At 62.5% G+C, this 20,613-nt stretch carries 12 protein-coding genes; 6 read left to right on the top strand and 6 right to left on the bottom strand.

Annotated elements, in window-relative coordinates; all coding sequences use genetic code 11:
- Nucleotides 1-3 precede the first annotated feature (3 nt).
- The 5 genes from CVE23_RS18510 (at nucleotide 4) to CVE23_RS18530 (ending at nucleotide 10,725) form a co-directional block, all read left to right on the top strand.
- Nucleotides 4-2,541 (top strand): hypothetical protein, encoded by a 2,538-nt coding sequence (locus CVE23_RS18510; protein WP_100850120.1) that lies wholly within the window; start codon nucleotides 4-6, stop codon nucleotides 2,539-2,541.
- Nucleotides 2,538-6,302, top strand: a complete 3,765-nt coding sequence (locus CVE23_RS18515; protein ID WP_100850121.1) for a contractile injection system tape measure protein — start codon at nucleotides 2,538-2,540, stop codon at nucleotides 6,300-6,302. The genes CVE23_RS18510 and CVE23_RS18515 overlap by 4 nt, the downstream gene beginning before the upstream one ends.
- A 59-nt stretch (nucleotides 6,303-6,361) precedes the next feature.
- Nucleotides 6,362-8,809: a hypothetical protein gene (locus CVE23_RS18520; protein WP_225622611.1), complete on the top strand. Its 2,448-nt coding sequence runs from the start codon at nucleotides 6,362-6,364 to the stop codon at nucleotides 8,807-8,809.
- 133 nt (nucleotides 8,810-8,942) lie between these two features.
- Nucleotides 8,943-10,052, top strand: a complete 1,110-nt coding sequence (locus tag CVE23_RS18525; protein ID WP_208622081.1) for an AAA family ATPase — start codon at nucleotides 8,943-8,945, stop codon at nucleotides 10,050-10,052.
- Nucleotides 10,045-10,725, top strand: a complete 681-nt coding sequence (locus CVE23_RS18530; protein WP_100850123.1) for a DUF4276 family protein — start codon at nucleotides 10,045-10,047, stop codon at nucleotides 10,723-10,725. The genes CVE23_RS18525 and CVE23_RS18530 overlap by 8 nt, the downstream gene beginning before the upstream one ends.
- Before the next feature lie 21 nt (nucleotides 10,726-10,746).
- On the opposite strand, the gene CVE23_RS18535 is transcribed toward CVE23_RS18530, so the two are convergent.
- The 6 genes from CVE23_RS18535 to CVE23_RS18560 form a co-directional block, all read right to left on the bottom strand.
- On the bottom strand, nucleotides 10,747-11,823 hold the full coding sequence (locus CVE23_RS18535) for a LacI family DNA-binding transcriptional regulator (protein ID WP_100850124.1): 1,077 nt from the start codon (nucleotides 11,821-11,823) through the stop codon (nucleotides 10,747-10,749).
- The gene (locus tag CVE23_RS18540; RefSeq protein WP_038920181.1) at nucleotides 11,824-12,876 is read right to left on the bottom strand and encodes a carbohydrate ABC transporter permease; all 1,053 of its coding nucleotides are present in this window, start codon (nucleotides 12,874-12,876) and stop codon (nucleotides 11,824-11,826) included.
- Nucleotides 12,877-12,888: 12 nt separating this feature from the next.
- On the bottom strand, nucleotides 12,889-13,890 hold the full coding sequence (locus CVE23_RS18545; protein ID WP_038920182.1) for a carbohydrate ABC transporter permease: 1,002 nt from the start codon (nucleotides 13,888-13,890) through the stop codon (nucleotides 12,889-12,891).
- Between the two features lie 15 nt (nucleotides 13,891-13,905).
- Nucleotides 13,906-15,006, bottom strand: coding sequence for an ABC transporter ATP-binding protein (locus tag CVE23_RS18550; protein WP_049855519.1), 1,101 nt, complete (start codon nucleotides 15,004-15,006; stop codon nucleotides 13,906-13,908).
- Nucleotides 15,007-15,073: 67 nt separating this feature from the next.
- Nucleotides 15,074-16,195, bottom strand: coding sequence for a beta-galactosidase BglB (gene bglB, locus CVE23_RS18555; protein ID WP_049842465.1), 1,122 nt, complete (start codon nucleotides 16,193-16,195; stop codon nucleotides 15,074-15,076).
- Nucleotide 16,196: 1 nt separating this feature from the next.
- Nucleotides 16,197-18,662 carry a hypothetical protein gene (locus tag CVE23_RS18560; RefSeq protein WP_100850125.1) on the bottom strand — a complete coding sequence of 822 codons (2,466 nt, stop codon included), beginning with the start codon at nucleotides 18,660-18,662 and terminating at the stop codon, nucleotides 16,197-16,199.
- 640 nt (nucleotides 18,663-19,302) lie between these two features.
- Here CVE23_RS18560 and CVE23_RS18565 point away from each other — a divergent pair.
- Nucleotides 19,303-20,610, top strand: a complete 1,308-nt coding sequence (locus tag CVE23_RS18565) for an ABC transporter substrate-binding protein (RefSeq protein ID WP_100850495.1) — start codon at nucleotides 19,303-19,305, stop codon at nucleotides 20,608-20,610.
- The last annotated feature ends 3 nt before the right edge of the window (nucleotides 20,611-20,613 follow it).

Genomic DNA, 20,613 nt, shown 5'->3' on the forward strand with positions numbered 1-20,613 from the left:
GGCATGGCGCAACCGTCATTTATTCCCAGACAGGCGCCCCATGACGACCCTGACAGCGTCGCCAGCCTGCTGCGCGCAGGGCTGGAGCAGGTCCAACGGCTCAGCGGCAACCGCTGGACCGACTACAACCTCCACGACCCCGGCGTCACGCTGCTGGAACTGTTGTGTTTCGCCCTCACCGACCTGATTTACCGCACCGACTTTGAGGTAGAGGATTACCTGACGCAGCCGGACGGTCGCCTCGACTTCGCCGCGCAGGGGCTGATGCTGCCGGAACAGATTTTCCCGCCCCGCCCCTGCACCCGGCAGGATTATCAGCAGGCGGTGCTGGACACGATGGACGAGGTGGAACAGGCGTGGGTCACGCCGGACGGTCAGGGTCGCTACCACATCGATCTGCTGCTGACCGAGGCGGCGCGTCAGCGTTGCGACCACCATCCGGCGCTGCGCGACGACATTGTCGATGCGGCCTCGCATCTCTACCACCGCGCCCGTAATCTGGGCGAAGACCTCGCCGGCGTCCGCATCATCGACAGTCGCGGGCTGCGGCTACACGCCGATATCGAGCTGCACTATTACGATAACACCAACTACGATAACACCAACAATCTGCACGATAACGCCGACAACCTGGCGGCTGAAATCTATTTTCAGGCCGAACAGTGGCTCCGGGGCGACGAGGCCGACAGCCACACCGCTAGCCATGCTGATAACTATGCTGACAGCTACCCTGATAACTATGCCGATAGCTATGCCTATAACTACACCGACCACCACGGCGCACCGGGCAACGAGCGTGTTGCCGCCGTCAGGCCGCTATCGGCGCTCTATACCCGGTTGATCAACATCGACGGCGTCGGCCACATCCGGCAGTTGCAGCTGATCCCGCAACCCTGTCGGGACGGCCATCCCGACAATGCGCAGGACCACTTTAGCCCCGGCGACTGGATCCTGCTGCCGAAAAAGCACGACGACATCGACCTCAACCTGACCCATCAGGGCCACCCGCTGTCGATTGATTTCAGCGCCATGAGCATCCGGCTGGTGCGGCGTAAGGCGCAAAACGGCACGCTGCACGAGCAAATTCGCCGCCAGACCGCCGCCCTCATCCCGCCGCCGCACGGCATCTGGCGCGAGCTGGCGGATTACCGGTCGATCCAGTCGCTGTTCCCCGGCGTCTACCGGCTGGACGCGCCGCGCGTCCCGACGGCGCTGAACCGGCAGGAACAGGCGCAGATCCAGCAATTTCGCGGCTATCTGCTGCTGTTTGAACAGCTGATGGCCAACTTTTGCGCCAACCTGGCTAACCTGCGCGACCTGTTTTCCCCCGCCACCGACGCCGGGCGCAGTTACGCCTTCAACCTGCTGGATGATGAGCAGTTCCGCGGGGTGGATCTCCTGTATCCCGACGATGCGGCGGCGCGTTTTCATCACCTGCTGGCCGAGGTCGACCACTACCCGGACCGCAAAGGACGGCTGCTCGACTATCTGCTGGCGTTATACGGCGAAACGCTGGACGCCCGACTGTGGCGTCAGCCGGGCGAGGCGTCGGATCAGCGCGTGCAGAGCCGTCAGCAGCTTGAGTACCAGCGCCGGTTTATTCAGGCCATCGACCGCCTGACCCGCGATCGCGGCGCCGGTTTCAACACGCGCCGGCCGATGACCGAACGGGAAAACCGGGGCGGGTTCGCCGACCGGGTGGCGCTGCTGCTCGGGATGGACGACGCCGACGCGTGGCCCTATAGCCAGACGCTGGCCCGGCAGGGGTGGCAGTTGATGGCCGATGACGCCTTCCTGCACAGCGCGGCGGGTCAGTCGCATCTGCAATGGCTGGATCAGTCGGCCCTCGACAGTTTGCTGGATGTGCCGCTGAGCGACGCGGCGCCGGGCAGCGCCGATGCGGCGGCGGCGCGCGATGTTTTGGCGCTGCGCCTGCGGCCATTGCCGGTCGACCTGCTGCAACGCGGCGTGATGCTGGCGCATTACCGCATTCTGCCGCCCGACGCCGGCGGCTTTTATCAGGCGCTGTTCCGGCTGTCGGCGGCGCCCGGCTCGCAAAACGGCTTATGGCTATACCTGGGCGCCAGCAGCCAACCGGCGCACCTGGTGCGCGTCATCAACCAGCTGCGCCGCGAACTCATCCGCCTTAATCAGCGGTGCGAAGGGGTGTACGTGGTGGAGCACCTGTTGCTGCGCCCGGCGCACGGCGGTGATGACGCCCGCGCCGACAGCGACCCGTTTCCCGGCCAGATCAGTCTGATTCTGCCCGGTTACACCGCCCGCGGCGGCAACCCGGTGTTCCGGGCGCAGGCCGAGGCCCTGATCGCCCGACAGTGCCCGGCGCATCTGCTGCCGCGCTGTCACTGGCTCGATATTCACGCCACGGTCGAGTTTGAAACCGCCTGGCTGGCATGGCTCGACGCCAGACGGGAAGCTCCCGGCCAGCCATCGTGCGACAACGCGGCCGCCCGGCTGACGGCATTGTTGCAATCGTTGCACGCCCAATCCCCCACTTCTCAACCATCAGGACAGGACGCATGACGCAGCTACACCGGATTCACACCGCCAGCCTGACGCTCGACTTTCGCCATTCGTCCGAGGCGGAGCGGTTCGAGCGCGACGCCCCGCGCTGGGTGCAGCAACAGCTGTTGCCGTTGATCGACGCGCTGTTCGACCAGTTTTCGCCGCCCCATCAACTGTGGGTGATCGACCACCTGCGGCTCGATCTGGGCGCGCTGCCGGCGTCGGATTTGGAGTCGGCGCTGCTGGCGGCGCTAAAGCAGCAACTGACGGAGGCGCTGCGCGCGCAGCAACCGTCCGACCCGGCCCAGCCACATCAACGCCACGACGCCGATGCCGCGGAAATACAGGTGCTGGATGGTCCGGCGGCGCAGTGGCGTCAGTTGCAGTTTTTCCTGCAACACGGCGTGATGCCCTGGCATTACCCCGGTCGGCAAGGCTGGCGGCAGGTAGACCGCCACCGCCACTGGCTGGCCGACGCCGTGCGCCAACACCGCGCCGGACTGAACCGGTTACTGAACGCCAGCGCTCGCCCGGCCAGCCTGATCGCCCGGCTGGTTTCTCAGTTGCCGGCTACCGCGCTAAACGGCTGGCTGGAACAGCTGACGCCCGCGCATCAGGATATCGCGCTGCGTTGTCTGGCGGCCCAGCCGGAAGCGGATGCGCTGCCAGCCGCGCTAAAGGCGCGGTTGCACCGCCACTGGCATCAGCGCATCCATCAGGCGCTGCGCCAGCGCCGTCTGCGACAGGAGTTGCTGCCGGTCTGGGCTACGCTGCTCGGCGACCAGCGTGGCCGGTTTCTGCTGGCGCTTTACGCCTGCGGGCAACAGCCCGAGGTGGTGCGCGGCATGGCGCAGGCGGTGGATGACCACGCCTTCGACGATCTGCTGGGGTTGCTGGCGCCGCAGGCGCAACCGTTCATCCAACAGGTGCTCAGGCATCCGGCGTGGTTCCATCATCCCGACGACGCGGCGCCCACAGACCCGAGCGCCCCGTTGGATCAGCTGCTGCGTGAATTCACCCTGCATTATCTGCTGGTGCAGCGCGGCAGCCAGTTCAACAAACAGCGCTACATGGCCGGGCTGATTGGCCGCATGGCGGCGCACCACAATATGGAACGGACCGACCTGCTGCAAACGCTGTACCTGCGGCTGGCGGCGTGGCCGGGCGAGCACGCGCTGAAACAACCGTTGCTGTCGCTGCTGACCACATTATGGGGAGAAATGGCGCCGCTCGCCCGCGCGCTGCCGGTCATGAGGTCGGGCGCTCAACCGGTGCGACGCGGGCCGGTTAGCGGCGAATCAATAAGACATCGGGAAGCGGCCGCGGCAGAACCCGCCGTCAACACGCTACGGCAACAGTGGGCTGACGCGCTGCAACAGGCGGATGAAGCGGCGCTGAATCGGGTGTGGCGCCAGTGCACGCCGGCGATGCTGCTGACGTTACGCCCGGCGCTGATCGCCTGCGGCCAGCAGAGTCAGGTACGCCAGCGTTGGGTGGTGCGTTTTTCCGCGGCGACGCAATATCGGCTGCTGACCCTGCTGGAACCGGCGGACGCGCCGTTTATCCGCGAGCTGATGGAAGAAGTGCGCGCCAGCCAGCCGGCTATCGCCGACCATTCCGCCCACGCCCCCGGCGAGCCGCTGTTGACGCACAGCCTGTGGAGCCTCACGTTCAGCTACCTGCTGGCGGAGCGCGGCAGCGAATTCAACCGGCAAAGCTATCTGGACGCGCTGCTGCGGCAACTGGCGGCGCACCATAACCTGTCGCGTCAGGCGCTGATCGACGCCTTGCTGCAACGCCTGCGCCACGCCCCGGCCGATACCGCGGTGCGCCGGGCGCTGCTGACGCTGCTTACCCGGCTGCGCGAAAGCTCGCCTCCCGCGCCGCCGCCGTCACCGCAGCCTGAGCCGCAACCTCACTCTCAACCTCAACCGCAAGCCGCGGCGCCGTGTCACATCGACGCTGACCTTCCGCCGCCGGAGCAGCCGTTGCTTGACGCCGCCTGTTACCACTACCTGTACGACGTGTTAGTCCACGGCGACCCGACGCGCCGCTTTACGCCGCCGGATCAGGCGCGCACCGTTTGGCGCGCTGCGTCCTCGTATGCCGGTAATGACCTGCAGCGCTGCCTGCAACGGTTGCTGACCCATAACCCGTTGCTGCTCCAGCGCTGGCTGGCGGTATCCACACACCACCCCGCCAGTTGGCTGCGGCTGTGTGCCGCTCTGCGCCCATCGCAGGCCGCCCAGTTGCTTGCCCAGCTAATCGCGCTGCGTCAGCCATCGGCCAACCTACGCAGCCTGTCGGCCACGCTCGACAACGTCACCCGCCGCCTGACCGTTGCACAGCGGCAGGCGTTTTACGGGCAGATGATCGACGCGCTGGCCGCCAACCGCACGCCGGACTGGCTGGCTCTGCGCGATGCGGTCAGCCAGTCCGCCCCGCCGTCAGTGGATGCCCCGCGCCAGCCTGTCGGCGCCACGACGCCTGATGCCCCAATGCCATCAGCGATGGATGACGACGCCGCGCTGGCGCTGCTGAACCGGATCGCCGGGCACGCTGCAGCGACGCTCGCCGCCGATGACATCGCCGGGCTATCCGCCGCGCTGGCGCGCATGCTGCCCTCGCAGCCGGAAGCGGTACGCCGGTTGCTGCTGCCCGCGCTGCGTTCGCCCGCTCTGAGCGAATGGTTGGCGGACACGCTATCCGACAGGCTGCACACCGCCTTACTGCTGCTGTTGCGCCGCACCGACTTTCTGGCGCTATACCCTTACGGCCGCTTTATCGCCAACCTCTGTCATCGTCACCCGGCGTACCGCGGCGCGGCGCAGCAGCTGGAAAATCTGCTGTGGCGCGCGCTGTATCACCGTCTGTTCGCCGCCGGTTCGCCAGCGGATATCGCCGCCTTTATCAGCCATTATCTGGGCAGACAGGCCGCCGACTGGCAACAGCGCAGCCATCAGCCGTCGCCGTCTGCGTTCTACCGCTTTCTGCTGGAACAGGCGCAGGCCGAGCGCTTCCCCTCGACCCGCACGCTGGCCGAACGCCTGCAACGGCTGATCACCGCCGCCGGGCTGCATCAGGACACGCCGCCGGTCGTCGCCGTCACGGATGTCGGGCAACCGCCTGAACGCGACATCGCCGCCGCGTCGCCCCCTGAACAGCCGGACCTCGCTGATGCCGTAGCCGATACCGATGCACCGCAACCTGCGGCCGTGCCGGATATGGCGGCTCCGGCGGTTATCGACTGGCGGGGCGACGAGACGCTGGGCACCGATGAGCCGCTGCCGGTCGCCAATGCCGGGCTGGTGCTGGCCGCGCCCTGGCTCCCTCGCCTGCTGACAAAGCTGGCGCTGGTGCAGGACGGCGCCTTCCCGCAGCCGGACGCCCGCCATCAGGCTATCCATTGCCTGCAATATCTGGTCGATCGGGGACAAAACTGCGCCGAATACCAGCTGGCGCTGAACAAGCTGCTGTGCGGCCTGCCGCTCAACGCCCCGCTTCCGTTAACGCTACCGCCTGACGCCGCCGCCCGCGACACGCTGGATGCGCTTCTGGACGCCCTCCTTCAGCACTGGAATGCGCTGGGCCACACCTCGGTTGACGGATTGCGCCAGACCTTCCTGCAACGCGAAGGCACGCTGTGGCGACAGGCGGACAGCTGGAAACTGGAGGTGGTTCCCGGCCCGTTCGACATGCTGCTCGACCGGTTGCCGTGGGGATATTCGACCATCAAATACCCCTGGATGGACCGGCCGCTGCACGTGGTCTGGCGCTGAACGCCGATTGCCGGACAGCCTGCGCATCACTGACAACCGTAAGGGAGAGAGCCATCGCCATGAGGATTCACCGTTTCACCGGGCGTAACGCAACGCTGGCGCGGCTGCTGGCCTTGTTGCTGCCATTGGCATTACTGCTCCCACCGGCGGCCTATACCGCACTGCCGGAACCCGCGCTCATGCCATCCGCCGTACCCGACGCCCCGACTTACGCCCAATGCCTCCAGGCGCTGGAACGGATGGACAGCCGACGCTTTACCCGCATCACGCAGGATAAACTGGCGATTATCTATCACGACGACCCGGCGTATCAGGCGGATTACCGCCAGCCGGGCGACTACCTCGCCGACGGGCTGTTCGGCCCCAAGACGCGCAAATGGCTGGCGACGTTTTGCGGCGAATTCGGCATCACGCCGCCGCCCAACCGCAATACCTTCGCCGAAGCGCTGCTGGTGTCGCTGGCTAAAGTATCGGAGCTCGATCAGCTCTTCCCTTACTGGCGCAGCCGCATGGGCGCGCCGGAGCTGTTGCAGTGGCCGGCGCAGAAAACCATCGAATTTCTCACCGCGCAGGCGGACGCCGCCGCCGTCCCGCCGCCGCCGGAAGTGACGTCGCCGCAGTACTACGCCCTGACGGAGGATGACCTGCGCAAGCTGGCGGAACGCAACGCTATCCAGAGCCAACTGGACGGCATGATAGGCCACCAGTTCGCCAGTCCGGTGGAACTGAACAACGCGGTGCGACCGTTGATCCGCCAGTTGCGCGGCAATGAGGAGCAGATCCTGCAACAGATTGTGGACGCCGTACCGGTCAGCAACGGCAACCCCAGCCGCACCCAGACCACGACGCAGAGCGACAGTTCTTCGCAGAACGATAATGCGCACCCCGACAATCAGCTACGTACTGAAATCGCCGACACCCGGCAGAGCAGCGACGCCAGCACCGCCACGCCGATCACCGTCTATTCGCTTAATCAGAATGCGCTGGAGCTGGCTTATCTGGATCTCAATCTGGTATCCGTAGACAAAGACGCGCTAGCGCGGCTGGCAACGCTGAAAGATACCCCGTTCGCCGACCGCTACCAGCTGGCGGTGGCGATGAAAATGGCCGGGCTTGACCGCCTCAGCCACCAGAGCCGGCAACGCATTCTGGACATCGCCCGCAAAGACGGCGCGCCCCCGTCAACCACCCCGCCGATGGTCTGGCGCGCGCCCGCCGACTGCGGCTGTGAAGACAGCACCCCGAACGTTAACGGCGCCGACGCCACCTTCTACGGTTTTTACCCTTACTGGCAGCCGCTGGCCGACGGGCAGACCCTCAACTTTCGTCAACTGGACCGTATCGGCTATTTCTCCGCCGCGGTTTTGCCGGGCGCGCGCGACCCGCAACTGGTGCTGCCGCCCAACTGGCGGAAAACCCGCCCCTACGCCGATTTCATCCGGCTGGCGCACCGCTACCGCACCCATGTCGATCTGGTGGTGTCCACGCCGAGAAAACTGCCGTCGCCGGCGCTGGTCAGCCTGTTCACCTCGTCGCTGGTCGCCCGTCTCGGCGCCAACATTCAGACCCCGCTTGACGATGACTGGATCAATCGGGCCACACCCTGGCTGACCTTCGGTTTGAGTCCGTCGGATACCCTGGCCGACGGAGTGACGCTGGACTTCGACCTGACCCGGCTCACCACCCGCGCCGGTCAGCAGACGTTTATTCGCTTTGTGCAGGCGCTGCGCAAAACCCTCACGCCCGCCGGACACGCGCCCGATTCACCGCCCCGCTACGCCGTCAACCTGATGGTGCCGGTGGAGTCGCTGCTCAAAGGACAAGGGTTCTACACGCTGGATAACCTGCGGGAACTGCTGCCGTATGTGGATCGGTTTATTTTGCAGCCGGAGCCCCCTGACGGGGTGGTCAAACCGCGCCGGACGCTCGATCAGTTGAGCGACCTGCGCCATTTTTTAAGCCAGCAGCCGCAGGCCGCGGTTCCCGAGCTGTATCGCAAACTGGTGCCTGTCCTGATTACCGACGCCAACCGCCATCAAACGACCGAGCTGGCGGAACTGGTGCGTTACAGCAGTTGGAGTTTTCTCGGCGCCGCCTACTGGCCGCTGCCGCTCGACGAAGCCAGCCAGCAGCTCATCAGCCAGACCTACTACCCCGCCGCCGATCTACCCGCGCCGCTGGCGCGCATCGCCTCGGCCGTCAATGCGTTTATCGACGTGATCTGCCCCAACCGCTGGGTGCTACGGCTGATGCTGTTTATCACCTTCTGGGGGATTGTCGTCACCGGCGTCGCCAGCCTGTGGCTGTTCCCGGTGCGCAAGGTCACCGATTCGCTGTGGTTCGCCGGTTTTGTGGTGCTGTTCGCCGCGGCATTGATGCTGGCGCTGGTGGCGGACCCGTACTGGCAGCAATATCAGACGTTAATCCTGCTGCTGTTCGCCGCCGTGGTGGTCGCCATCGCCGTGCTGCAACGCATCAGAAAAAACCGGCGGGAGCGGAATCCGTGAGCACTGGCGGCAGCGCTTCAGCGCCGCCGACGAATACGCTTTGGCTGCCGTCGGGTTACTTGTTACATTACCTGCCGAAGTAGCGGGTATTTGATATACGTAGGCAGGCCATGACGAGGCTGGCTCAGGGGGAATGATGACAACGACTGTGGATAAACTGACGATCAAAGGGTTTAAATCAATCCGATCACTGGTCGATTTCGAACTGGGTCACCTCAATGTCATCGTGGGCGGCAATGGCGCGGGCAAAAGCAACCTGATCGCGTTTTTCAAAATGCTGCGGGCGTTGATCGACGGCAATCTAAATCGTTACGTTCGTGACAGCGGCGGTGCGGGAGATTTGCTGTTCAACGGCAGGAAAATCACGCAGAAAATGGAGTTCGAAACCCACTTTGGGTCGCGCGGTTTTCGCTTCAAGCTGGTTCCCACCCCGGCCAACAGTTGCGCAATTGAAGACGAGGCGCGTTACTATGAGGGCGGCAAAACGGGCTGGTGGCTGCTGGGCGACAGCCACGACGGCACCTCGCTGATGGTCGCCGAGGTCAAAGATCAAAAACTCGATGCCCGCTTTTCCCAGCCGGTGTACGACGCCATCGCGTCCTGGCAGATTTACCACTTTCACGATACCGGTTCCACCGCCGGTATGCGTAACTATGAAATCGTACAAGATAACCGGGTATTGCGTACCGATGCCGCCAATATCGGTCCCTTTTTACTGAAGCTGAAACAGTTCCACCCGGCTGAATACCGCGCGATTGTGAACGCTATCCGACTGGTGACGCCGTTTTTTGACGATTTTCTGCTGGAACCGCGCCAGAGCGGCGATCGTGAAGAAGTCAACATTAGCTGGACGCAGAAAGGCTCAGACTATCCGATGCAGCCTTACCATCTGTCTGACGGCTCTATCCGCTTTATTTGTCTGGCGACGGCCCTGCTGCAACCGGTGTTGCCGTCTACCATCATCATTGACGAACCGGAGCTCGGGTTGCACCCGGCCGCTATCGTTATTTTGGCCGAACTGATACAACAGGCCGCCCAGCGCACCCAGGTGCTCATCGCTACCCAATCGCCCGCGCTGATCGACCAGTTCAGCATCAACGATATCATCGTGGTGAACCGTAAAGACGGCGCCTCGTCGTTCGAGCGACTCGACGAAGCTGACTTTGCCGTGTGGCTGGAAAATTACTCGGTGGGCGAACTCTGGACCAAGAACGTCATTACCGGGGGACCGGTATATGAGTAACTACATAGAAGTGATTGCCATCGTTGAAGGCAAAACCGAACAGGTGTTTATTGCTTCGGTCCTCGCCCCTTACCTTGCCGAACGCAACGTTTACCTGAATGCAACGCAGGTCAGCAAGCCCGGACAGAAAGGTGGTGATGTCCGCTTTGATCGTACCCTTGCGGATATCGGCCTGCACCTGAAGCAGCGCCCGGATACGTATATCACCACCATGGTAGACTATTACGGCCTCACATCATGGCCGGGGCGGGAACAACTCTCCCCCACCGCAACCCCCGCCCAGATTGCGGATGCGCTTAACCGCGCCGCGTACGACAGCGTCGTGGAAAAATTCGCGTCGCAACAGGCGGAAAGGCGATTTATTCCCTTCATGGTGGTGCATGAATTCGAAGCGCTGTTATTCAGCAACAGCGAAATACTGGCCGGTGAGTTAGGCATCCGGCAGGCTGATATCGATCGGGTAATTGCACACAGCGGTGGGCCGGAAGGCATTAATAACAGCCCGCATACCGCGCCGTCGAAACGGCTGGACGGCTGGTCGGCGCACGGCAAATTCGCCAAAACCACCGTGGGCATAACCCTTGCCGGCCGCATCGGCATTCCCCGGATCCGGCAACAGTGCCCATTATTTGATCGCTGGCTCAGTCAGATGGAAGCGTTAGTGGGCGCTTAGCGCCCATCCCACACGTTCCCACTACAGGATTGAATCGTTCCCGACCGCTTTTGAAACAACCGGCGGCGTAATCCCCCGCACCGAATCCCTTATCCGCAACTGCCCGGCCAGTTCGATACGCTGGGCGACGCCGAGCGACTGGGTCGGCAACAGTTGCTGGGTGAGCAGCTGCAACGCCGCGCGCGCCATCTCTTCAAACGGCAGGTGCACGGTGGTGAGCGCCAGCGGCAGCATATCCAGCGGCAGAATATCGTCCATCCCCATCACCGACATGTCGTCCGGCACCCGCAGGCCGTGCTGGTTGAGCGCCTCCGCCACGCCAATGGCCTGATTGTCGGCGGCGCAGAAGATGGCGGTGACGCCGAGCCGGTCCGGGTGGCGCGCCAGCCAGCCGAGCAGCGCGTCGCGGGCGGTCAGCGGCTGGAAATCCGGCAGCGACAGAATCAACCGTTCGTCCAGCGGGATACCGGCTTCAGCCAGCGCGTCGCGGTAGCCGCGCTCACGCTCGCGGATGGTCAGTCGGGAATGCCAGGTCAGATGCAGAATGCGCCGATGCCCTTGCGCAATCAGGTAACGCACCGCCGCCGCGGCCGAGTAGTGGTTGGCGGGCATCACAGTGTTAAGCCGCATGGTCGGGTCTTCGCCGTTGATCAGCACCGCCGGCACTCCACTTTCCGCCACCGCGTTGAGCAACGTGGGGTGGTCGTCGTTGACAATCAGAATGCCGCTTTCCCGCCCGCCGCGCAGCGCCTGCAACAGTTGCTGTTCGTTGATGCTGTCCGGCTCGCCGACAAACGGACTGAGCTGGATGTTGCGCTGCTGACACAGGGTTTTCAGCCGGTTGATCAGCGTCAGCGACACCAGATTGAGGTCGCTTTCCAGCATCAGGTTGCGCGGCGTCGCCAGCATGATGTGGCGCAGCGGCTCCGGGTTGTCCGCCGTTTTGCTCGCCTTATGCAGCGGATACCCCTGCTCGGTGGCGATCGCCATAATCTGCTGGCGCACTTTGGCGCTGATGGGCGCGGTGCCGTTCAGCACCCGGGATACCGTGCTGATCGACACCCCCGCGCGGTCGGCAATATCCTTGAGCGTCGCCATTTATTTCATTCCCGTGTTGGCAATGCCGGTGGTGATGTATTTTTGCAGGAACACAAACACCGCCGTCACCGGCAGCAACGACAGCATGGTCATCGCCAGAATGTAGTGCCACTGCACCGAGAATTGCCCCTGAAACGCATTCAGGCCGATCTGCAACGTGAAGTTGTCCTGACTGGACAGCACGATCAGCGGCCACAGGAAGTCGTTCCAGCGCCAGATCACCGAGAAGATCGCCAGCACCGCCAGAGCCGGCGCGGTAAGCGGCAGGATGATTTTCCAGTAGATGCGAAACTCGCTGGCGGCGTCGATACGCGCGGCTTCGATCAGCTCATCCGGGATGGTCAGCATGTACTGGCGCAGCAGGAACACCCCGGTGGGCGTGGCGATGGTGGGGATAATCACCCCCCACAGGTTGTCGCCCATGCGCAGGCCGATCACCACCAGAAAGGTCGGCACCATCACCACCGACAGCGGGATCATCATGGTGGACAGAAATAGCGTCAGCACCGTGCCGCGGCCGCGAAACTCGTATTTCGCCAGCGCGAATGCCGCCATTGAACTCAGCAACAGCGTCAGCAACGTCGCCATCACCGTCACGAATACGGTGTTTTTCAGGTAGGTGGCGAAATGGAATTTCGACATCGGCGTGGTGTAGTTGTCGGTTTCCAGATGCAGGGTTTTCTGCGGCGTCAGGTTCTGCACCGGCACCCGCACTACCTCCTGCGGCGCTTGCGGGTCTACCATCTGCGCCAGCAGGCCAATGCGCCGCACCATCGCCAGCGTCTTGCTGCTGCCGTCGTCCTGCTTCGCCTGCCACAGCTCCAGCGGTTTCGGGTAGTCGGGCAGCGTGACGGTGCTGGCGGCCTCCGGCAGAAAACTGGGCGGAAAGCGGTTGATCTCCGCCGGGGTTTTCAGCGACGACATCGCCGCCCACATCACCGGGATCAACACCAGCAGCGTGCCCACCACCAGCCAGACCCAGCTCAGGATGTCGGTGACGTGAATCCGCCCCGGATAACGGGTGCGGGTAAGAAACGCGATTATCTTCATCATGCCGGCTCCCGGTTATTTTTTGCCTTCCAGACGGCGGGTCAGCAGGAACTGCAACGCCGTCAGGATCATCAGCACCACCCCCATCAGCACCGACGCCGCCGAGGCCAGCCCGTACAGCGACGCGTTGGAGGAAAACGCGGTCTGATAGATGTACTGCACAATAAAGTTGTTGGCGGTGCCCGGCCCGCCGCCGTTGGTCAGCACCCAGGCTTCATCGAAAATCTGCACGCTGTTGATGGTCAACAGGATCACCACCACCAGAATGTTGGGCGCCAGCAACGGCAGCGTCAGGCGATAGAAACCGCGCCAGCGCGAGGTGCCGTCCACCGCCGCCGCCTCGTAGATATCACGCGGGATCGCCTGCAACCCGGCCAATAAAATCAGGGTATAAAAACCGACGTGAAACCACACCGACACGAACACCACCCAGAAGCGCGCCAGCGACGGCTCCAGCAAAAACGTAATCGGCTGGCCGCCCAGCGACGACAGCACCAGATTCAGCAACCCGTTACGGTTGAGGAACCACTGCCACACCAGCCCGACCACCACCGGCGACAGCAGCACCGGGTAGAAGAAGATGGCGCGGAAAAAGCCGCGGGCGATGATCTTGCGGTTGAGGATCAGCGCGGTAACCAGCGCCACGCCGAGCGTGCACGTCACATTAAAAAAGGTGAACGAGACGGTGTTGTAAACGCCGGTCCAGAACAGGTCCTGCTCGCAGGTGGCCGGCACGGTGTACTGTTCGCAACTCAGCAGGGTGGCGAAATTCTGCAACCCAACGTATGGCCGGTCCCACAGCAGGATGTTGGTGCCGCCGGTGAAGGCGTAGCACACCGCCAGCAGGATCGGAATAAACACGAACACGGCGAACAGCAGCATGTTCGGCGCGATGAAAAACCACGGCATCACCCGGCGGCCGCCGAATTTTTGCAGCAGGTTGACCGATTTCTCCACCGGCGTCACCAGCGTATCCACCAGCGACGCGCCGGGCTGAATCAACGATTTTCGGTTCATGCTTGTCTCCTGCAATCAGGCATGCTGTTCCGTCAGACGCGGCAACGTCTGGCCGCTGTCGGTGTCAAACAGGTGGCAATAGTCTTGCGGGAAGCGGACAAACACCAGCTCGCCGGCGCGAAATTCATGATGCCCCGGCAGGTGCACGATCAGCTCGTCGTCGATACCGCCGCAGCGGCCATAGATAAAGGTTTCATGCCCCATCATTTCGCAGCGGTCGATGCACAGCGACACGCCGTCGTCGTGCTCGCCCACCAGTTGACAGTGCGACGGACGAATACCCAGCTCCACCGTTTTACCCTCTTCGCCGCGAAACGGCAGGCGCAACAGGTTGCCGGACGGACAGCGCACTTCCACCCCGTCATCCGACGCGCTGCTGATGGTGGCGTGGAACATGTTCATGCGCGGCGAACCGATAAAGCCGGCTACAAACTTGTTTTTCGGCCGGTTGAACAGCTCCAGCGGCGTCCCCACCTGTTCGATGCGCCCGCCGTTGAGCACCACGATGCGCTGGGCCATGGTCATCGCCTCCACCTGATCGTGGGTGACGTAAATCATGGTGGTGCGCAGTTTCTGGTGCAGCCGGGTCAGCTCGCCGCGGGTCTGCACCCGCAGTTTGGCGTCAAGGTTGGACAGCGGCTCGTCAAACAGGAACAGATCCGGGTCGCGCACGATGGCGCGGCCGATGGCGACGCGCTGCTGCTGCCCGCCGGACAACGCCCGCGGTTTGCGATCCAGATACGGCTCCAGCCCCAGCATGCGCGCGGCTTCCGCGATGCGCCGTTCAATTTCGTCTTTGGGGAAATGCAGGTTTTCCAGCCCGAACGCCAGGTTCTTGCGCACCGACAGATGCGGATACAGCGCATAAGACTGGAACACCATGGCGATTTTGCGCTCCGCCGGGCCAAGATCGTTGACCTTGCGATCGCCGATCCACAGCTCGCCGTCGGTGATCGGCTCCAGGCCGGCGATCATCCGCAGCAGCGTGGATTTACCGCAGCCCGACGGCCCGACGAACACCATGAACTCCCCGTCGCGGATCGTCAGATCCACGCCTTTGATAATCTGTATCGACCCATAGCTTTTATGGACGTTTTTCAGTTCCAGACTCGCCATCACCGTTTCCTCAAACCCGTTTCTGTTTTTCAAACCTGGTTCTGTTTTTCAAACCCGTTTCTGTTTTTCAAACAGAATGCCGCTGCGCCAGCAGCATCAGCATGACCAGCGCCTGCCCGTACGGCACGGCGACATTGGGGATATCGTGATAAAACTGCAGGTCGTGCCCCATCGCGGTGCCGTCAGACACTCCTTGCACCACGCCCTGTTCATCAATCTGCGCCATCACCGCCGCCAGCCCTTTATCCAGCACCGCCTGCGGGAAATCCGCCAGCATGCCGAGCTGGCGGGCGGTGAGAATGCCGGCGATGAAACCGGCGCTGGCGGAGGTTTCCAGCGGCGAATCCGGGTCGTTGAGCAGGGTGTGCCACAACCCGGAATCATGCTGACAGGCAGCCAGCGCGCGGGTCTGCTGAGTGAGAATCGCCTCCAGCGTGCGGCGTACCGGCACCGAGAGCGGCGCGTCCGCCAGACAACAGATTTCCGGCAGCACCAGCGTCACCCAGGCGTTGCCGCGCCCCCAGAACGCCCCGGCGTAATGGTGGCGGCCCAGGAAAGTCCAGCCGTGATACCACAGCCCGGTGGCGGCGTCCGCCAGATAGCGCGCGTGGGTCAGCAACTGGTATTCGGCTTCGTCCAGCAGTTCGCGGCGTTTGAGCACTCCGGCGCTGACCACCAGAAACAGCCCGGCCATAAACAGCGTGTCGTCCCACAGCTGCCCGGTGTTGGGGCGCTCCTTGACCGTATGCTGGAAGCCGCCGTCTTCGGTTTTCGGCAGCGAATGCAACAGCCAGTCCGCCCATTCCGCCACCGCCGCCAGCCAGTGCGGGCGCGGGTTGTCGCGGCACAGCAGCGCCAGCACCAGCATCGGCGCGGTGGAGTTGATTTGCCGCGGCGGCAGCCCGGCCTGCAATTTCTGTTCGTACCACTGTTCCAGCGCCGCCAGCATGGCGTGATCCTGCCGCTGTCGCGCCAGTTTCCAGAAGCCGTACAGGCCGACGCCCACTTCCCAGTCCCACTCTTCGAACTGGATGGTCAGCGTGTCGCTGGCCTGCGCGTCATCGGTCACGCTGTTGATGGCCTTCAGGCGGCAGAACGCCAGCGCCACCTTGTCCAGCAGCGCATCAATCTGCTCGCGGTCGGATGGCCCGATCGCGGATAAAGGCGCATTCATGGATTGAGTCGTCATGTTACCGATCCTCCTCGGTACGCTCAGGCATCACCGACACCGTGTCGGGAAACGCAAAGGGATGATGATTGACAGAAAAACCGCTCGCCGGCTGCCAGGCCATCAGGCCGTAGTCCGGGTCGTCAAACTGCGCCGCGCCGTCGTCCGACCGTTGCGCCTGGCGGTGGCGGAAGCGTGCGATAAACGCCGGGAAACCCGCCGCGCCCTGCCCGCTGTCCACCGCGATGTACCAGACGTTATGCTCGCCGAAGGCGCGCAATTCGCTGTCCGGCTGCCCGCCGTCCGGCGTATGCAGTTGCAGCCCCGCCGGGTTGTGCAGCGCGGCATAACCGTTGCCGCCGCGCACAAAACACCAGCACGCGTCCACCACCACCTCGTCCAGCGCGGCGCGCGGCAGGTAAAGATGGGTCCAGCGGCGCAGGTCGTGCTGCAAATCGAAAATCATCCAGGCGCGGTTGCGATGCTGCATCACGTGCGGCAGGCGGCCGTTGCCTGCCCAATAAGATGGGCGATGTACGCCGTCCGGGCGATCTTCGCCGGGATGGTTGACCCACAGCCGGGCGGCGTAATGCCGGCCAAGACGGATATCCAGCACATGCTGCTGGTGCCCCGGCTGGCCGGGGTGATGATCGAAGACCGAGGAAAACGCCACGTCCTGCTGCTTCCAGGCAATCACGCGGGCGCTGCGGTTCAGCCCCTGCACCCAGCGCGCCTGCGCGCCCTGCGGCGACGGCCAGTGGGCGATAGCGAGCGTCTCGTCAGGCGGTTGATACTGGCTCAGGCACAGGAGCGGCAGCGCCGCGCAATGCGGAATCAACCAGCCTTCGCCCCACACCAGCGCACACAGGCCTGACAGTTCGGTCAACATGCCGGAGCGCAGTTCCTTATCGTAGGCGCGGCCCATGGTGCCGACCGCCACGCCGTTCTGATGCACCCAGGCGGTCATCAGCAGGATACGGTCGATAACGGTGCGGGCGCGTTCACGCAGGCTTGCATCGCTGGCCAGCTCGGCTAGCGCCACCAGCCCGATCAGATCGATAGGGTAGTAAGCGGCGGAGTTCCACTCCACCAGCCCATGTTCCAGAATGGCGTCAAACCAGCGATCCAGCCGCTGACGGGCGATGGCCTGCTGCTCGCGGCCCCGACGGCCGCTGCACACAAATACCGCATCGGGAAAGTTTTGTCCGGCCAGATACTGCGCGACGTGGAAACAGAGGCAATGGTTCTCGCTCCAGAACCACATGGTGTCGTTGCCCGGCTCGTCGATCCAGTAACGAAAACCGAGGATTACGCTGCGCACGCGCCGCCAGTCATGCGCCGTCAGCCGCTGGCCCTGATAGCGCTGCCACAGCCAGATGAGCGGCACCAGTTGAAAGTCGGCGCAGTCTTCCCGACGGCTGATCTTGTGCAGCGCCTGATTGAGGGCAGGCATGATATCCGCCGTCCCTTCGCCGGTGGCGAAGGCAGCCAACACCCGGCCAATCCGTTCGAAGCCGTGCAGCGCGGTGTGGCGCAGCAGGTAGTCGCGCCGGGCGGCCAGCGTCGGCAGCGACGGCATGGTCTGCGTCGGCAGGCGGCCGAAGCTGATACTGCGATTCAGCGTGATGCCGTCGCACACCGCGCTGCATACCAGATCGTAATAGCCCACCAGCCCTGTCGGCAGCGTCACCTGCCAGCCGGCGTTGCCCGCCGCCAGCGATTGCTGTTGCCGCCAGGCCGGCGCCGATTCGTTGACGTTGCATAGCAGCCGATGACTGACGCTGGCCGCTTCCGGCAACGGCGCGGCGGCCCGCAGCGTCAGGGTATCGCGGTCGGTCAGGTTATCGACCAGCGACAGGTTGTTGAGCCAGCGGTCCAGCGCCTGTATACGTTCGCTGCAGGCGGCGTCCGGCGTGGCCTGCCAGCGCAGCGGCGGCTCATCAAGATAGCGCAGGCTGAACAGGTAGTCGGTATCACGCTCGCACAGCTCCTCGGCGTGCACCACCAGCGTATTCAGCCCCAGTTGCAGCGGTAGCGTCAGTTCACAGTGTTGTTCGGTGTTGCGGCTAAACGGGGTAAACCGGCAGATCTGACGGCCGTTAAGCCAGACGGTCACGCCGCCGCAGGTAGACAGCCGGAAACGCGCCGGTTGCAGGCTATCGCTGTGCAGGTAGCAGCGGGCAAAACGCTGCACATGGGTGGGGCAAGGCCAGAAATCGCTGAAATTGACCGACTGGCCGTCATCGCCGCCGCTCCACAGCGTATGAAAACGGAGATGCTCCGGTAGGCTGACGGCGCGCGGCGCGGTTTCTTTCAGGAACCGCACCCGACAAGGCAATACGCCGACATCCACAAAGCCGTTAATAAAGCGGTAATTAACATTATCCGGCAGGGTGTCCGCTTCGGCAGGATAATATTTTTCCTCCAGTTCGGTAATCATAAACCGGTTAATCACGCTATTTTTCTTTAACACCCAACCGATATTCATGGCGAATCCTTGTTACCGCGCGAGCGAATAAATGAAATATCGAAAACGCATTGCCAAATAAAAAACGCTAATGAATAAGAAATACCTTATGGCATTTATTTGCACCATTGCATTTATTTGCACCGTTATTGTGCGCTCGCCGCCTTTATTTGGCGCAATGCAACTTTTCAGTGCCCAACCCGGAAATCAACGGCAATTAATGCAAAATTTGCATACATTGGTAATTTGCACTTAACATCGTATTTTTGCATTATAGAGTAAATTATCGCGTGAACAATATGCGATTCTTATCACAAAAAGACGTTGACTCAGCCATGAGTCGAAATATATTTAATATGCTTCACAAAAAAGAACGCTATTTTTGTTCATGATTAGTCACTGAATAGGCTATTCATGCAAATTTGCATAACGCATCAGGGCTGTCGAATATACCCGGAGTAATAAAGCCAACGCGCCTGCAACTTCCAGCAACTTGAAGTATGACGGGGCTACCCAAAATAATTCGAGTTGCTGGAAGGCGGCAACCGAGTGAATCCCCAGGAGCTTACATAAGTAAGTGACTGGGGTGAGTGAGGGAAGCCAACGCACCGGCAACTTGAAGTATGACGGGTATATATATCCATATGGGTGGGAGAGTATGATGAATCGCTATCAGCACGCGCTGTTATTTTCCTTTATGACGCTGGGCGCTTTTGCCAGCAGCAATGCCATTGCCGCCAAAACGCAAATCACCTTTTTATACAGCGACGACGATCCGGAGCTGGTCCATTTCATGGAGCAGAAGGTTAAGACGTTTTCACAAAGCAACGATCACATCGACGTGAATTTCGTCAGCACCGGCTACAACGCGCTGCAAACCCAGTTGCCGATGCAACTGGCCGCCGGTCTGGGGCCGGATATCGCCAAAACCACCCAGATGGGCCTGCTCTCCTACACGCTCGACCTGCGCCCTTATCTGGCCGACCCGGTCGGTTTTGAAAAACGCTACGGCGCCAGTATTGAAAAAATCATGCGCATCAAAGGGGTACACAAGGATAACGCCCTGCCCGGCTTCGTCGCCTCCTGGACCGCCGACCTGCCGTTCGTCAACGTGACCCTGTTCCAGCAGGCCGGCGTGCCGCTGCCGCAACCGGGTTACACCCTGGAACAGCTGATGCAGGCGTCGAAACAGGTGGCGGAAAAAACCGGCGTCGCCATTCCCTTCACCATTGATCGCAGTGGTTTTCGCTTCTCCGGCCCGGCCTACTCCTACGGCACGCGCTACGACAAAGACGGCCTGATCAACTTCCCGGACGCCGCTGCGCAGGCGTGGATCAAGGATCTGAAGCGCTGGTCGGACGAAGGCATCTTCCCGCGTGAAATGTGGGGCGCCGCCGGCGGCGGTCAGTACAAGAGCATGGCGGACGATTTTGTGAACGGCAACATCGTCACCTACTTCTCCGGCAACTGGCAGTTGAACCAGTTCAGCAAGCAGATCGGCAACGGCTTCGACTGGAAAATGCTGCCCGCTCCCTGTAAGGAAAAATGTATCTCGATGGGCGGCGCCACCTTCATCATGCCGTTCAAGACCACCAAGCATCCGAAAGAAGTGGCGGAATTCATGGAATGGCTGGGCAGCGACGCCAACCAGCGAGACATTGCCGAGCACTTTAATATCATCGTCGGCGCCGACATTCCGGATCTGCATTACCAGACCAAGGATCAGCACGTGATCGACGGGCTGAACACCGCCCGCGCCGAGATCGCCAACATCCCGGCCTACGTGTTCGACTGGGAGAAAATGGAAAGTCTGGGCGGCAACGAGCTGTACCCGATTATCCTGACCCGTTTTACCCAGTACCTAAACAATCAGGTGTCCTATGACGAGTATCTGCGCCTGACGGAAAACGACGTGAAACGGCTCAATCAGACCATCGCCGCCAACCGTCAGCAGCAGAAAGCTCAGTAACGG

Source organism: Dickeya fangzhongdai (assembly GCF_002812485.1).
GTDB classification, from domain to species: Bacteria; Pseudomonadota; Gammaproteobacteria; order Enterobacterales; family Enterobacteriaceae; genus Dickeya; species Dickeya fangzhongdai.

Bases quoted from the DNA above. Each gene is read 5' to 3' on its own strand.
- CVE23_RS18530 (WP_100850123.1), top strand. From the start codon at position 10,045: ATGAGTAACTACATAGAAGTGATTGCCATCGTTGAAGGCAAAACCGAA.
- CVE23_RS18550 (WP_049855519.1), bottom strand. From the start codon at position 15,006: ATGGCGAGTCTGGAACTGAAAAACGTCCATAAAAGCTATGGGTCGATA.
- CVE23_RS18515 (WP_100850121.1), top strand. From the start codon at position 2,538: ATGACGCAGCTACACCGGATTCACACCGCCAGCCTGACGCTCGACTTT.
- CVE23_RS18540 (WP_038920181.1), bottom strand. From the start codon at position 12,876: ATGATGAAGATAATCGCGTTTCTTACCCGCACCCGTTATCCGGGGCGG.
- CVE23_RS18510 (WP_100850120.1), top strand. From the start codon at position 4: ATGGCGCAACCGTCATTTATTCCCAGACAGGCGCCCCATGACGACCCT.
- CVE23_RS18520 (WP_225622611.1), top strand. From the start codon at position 6,362: ATGAGGATTCACCGTTTCACCGGGCGTAACGCAACGCTGGCGCGGCTG.
- CVE23_RS18565 (WP_100850495.1), top strand. From the start codon at position 19,303: ATGAATCGCTATCAGCACGCGCTGTTATTTTCCTTTATGACGCTGGGC.
- CVE23_RS18525 (WP_208622081.1), top strand. From the start codon at position 8,943: ATGATGACAACGACTGTGGATAAACTGACGATCAAAGGGTTTAAATCA.
- bglB (WP_049842465.1), bottom strand. From the start codon at position 16,195: ATGACGACTCAATCCATGAATGCGCCTTTATCCGCGATCGGGCCATCC.
- CVE23_RS18535 (WP_100850124.1), bottom strand. From the start codon at position 11,823: ATGGCGACGCTCAAGGATATTGCCGACCGCGCGGGGGTGTCGATCAGC.
- CVE23_RS18560 (WP_100850125.1), bottom strand. From the start codon at position 18,662: ATGAATATCGGTTGGGTGTTAAAGAAAAATAGCGTGATTAACCGGTTT.
- CVE23_RS18545 (WP_038920182.1), bottom strand. From the start codon at position 13,890: ATGAACCGAAAATCGTTGATTCAGCCCGGCGCGTCGCTGGTGGATACG.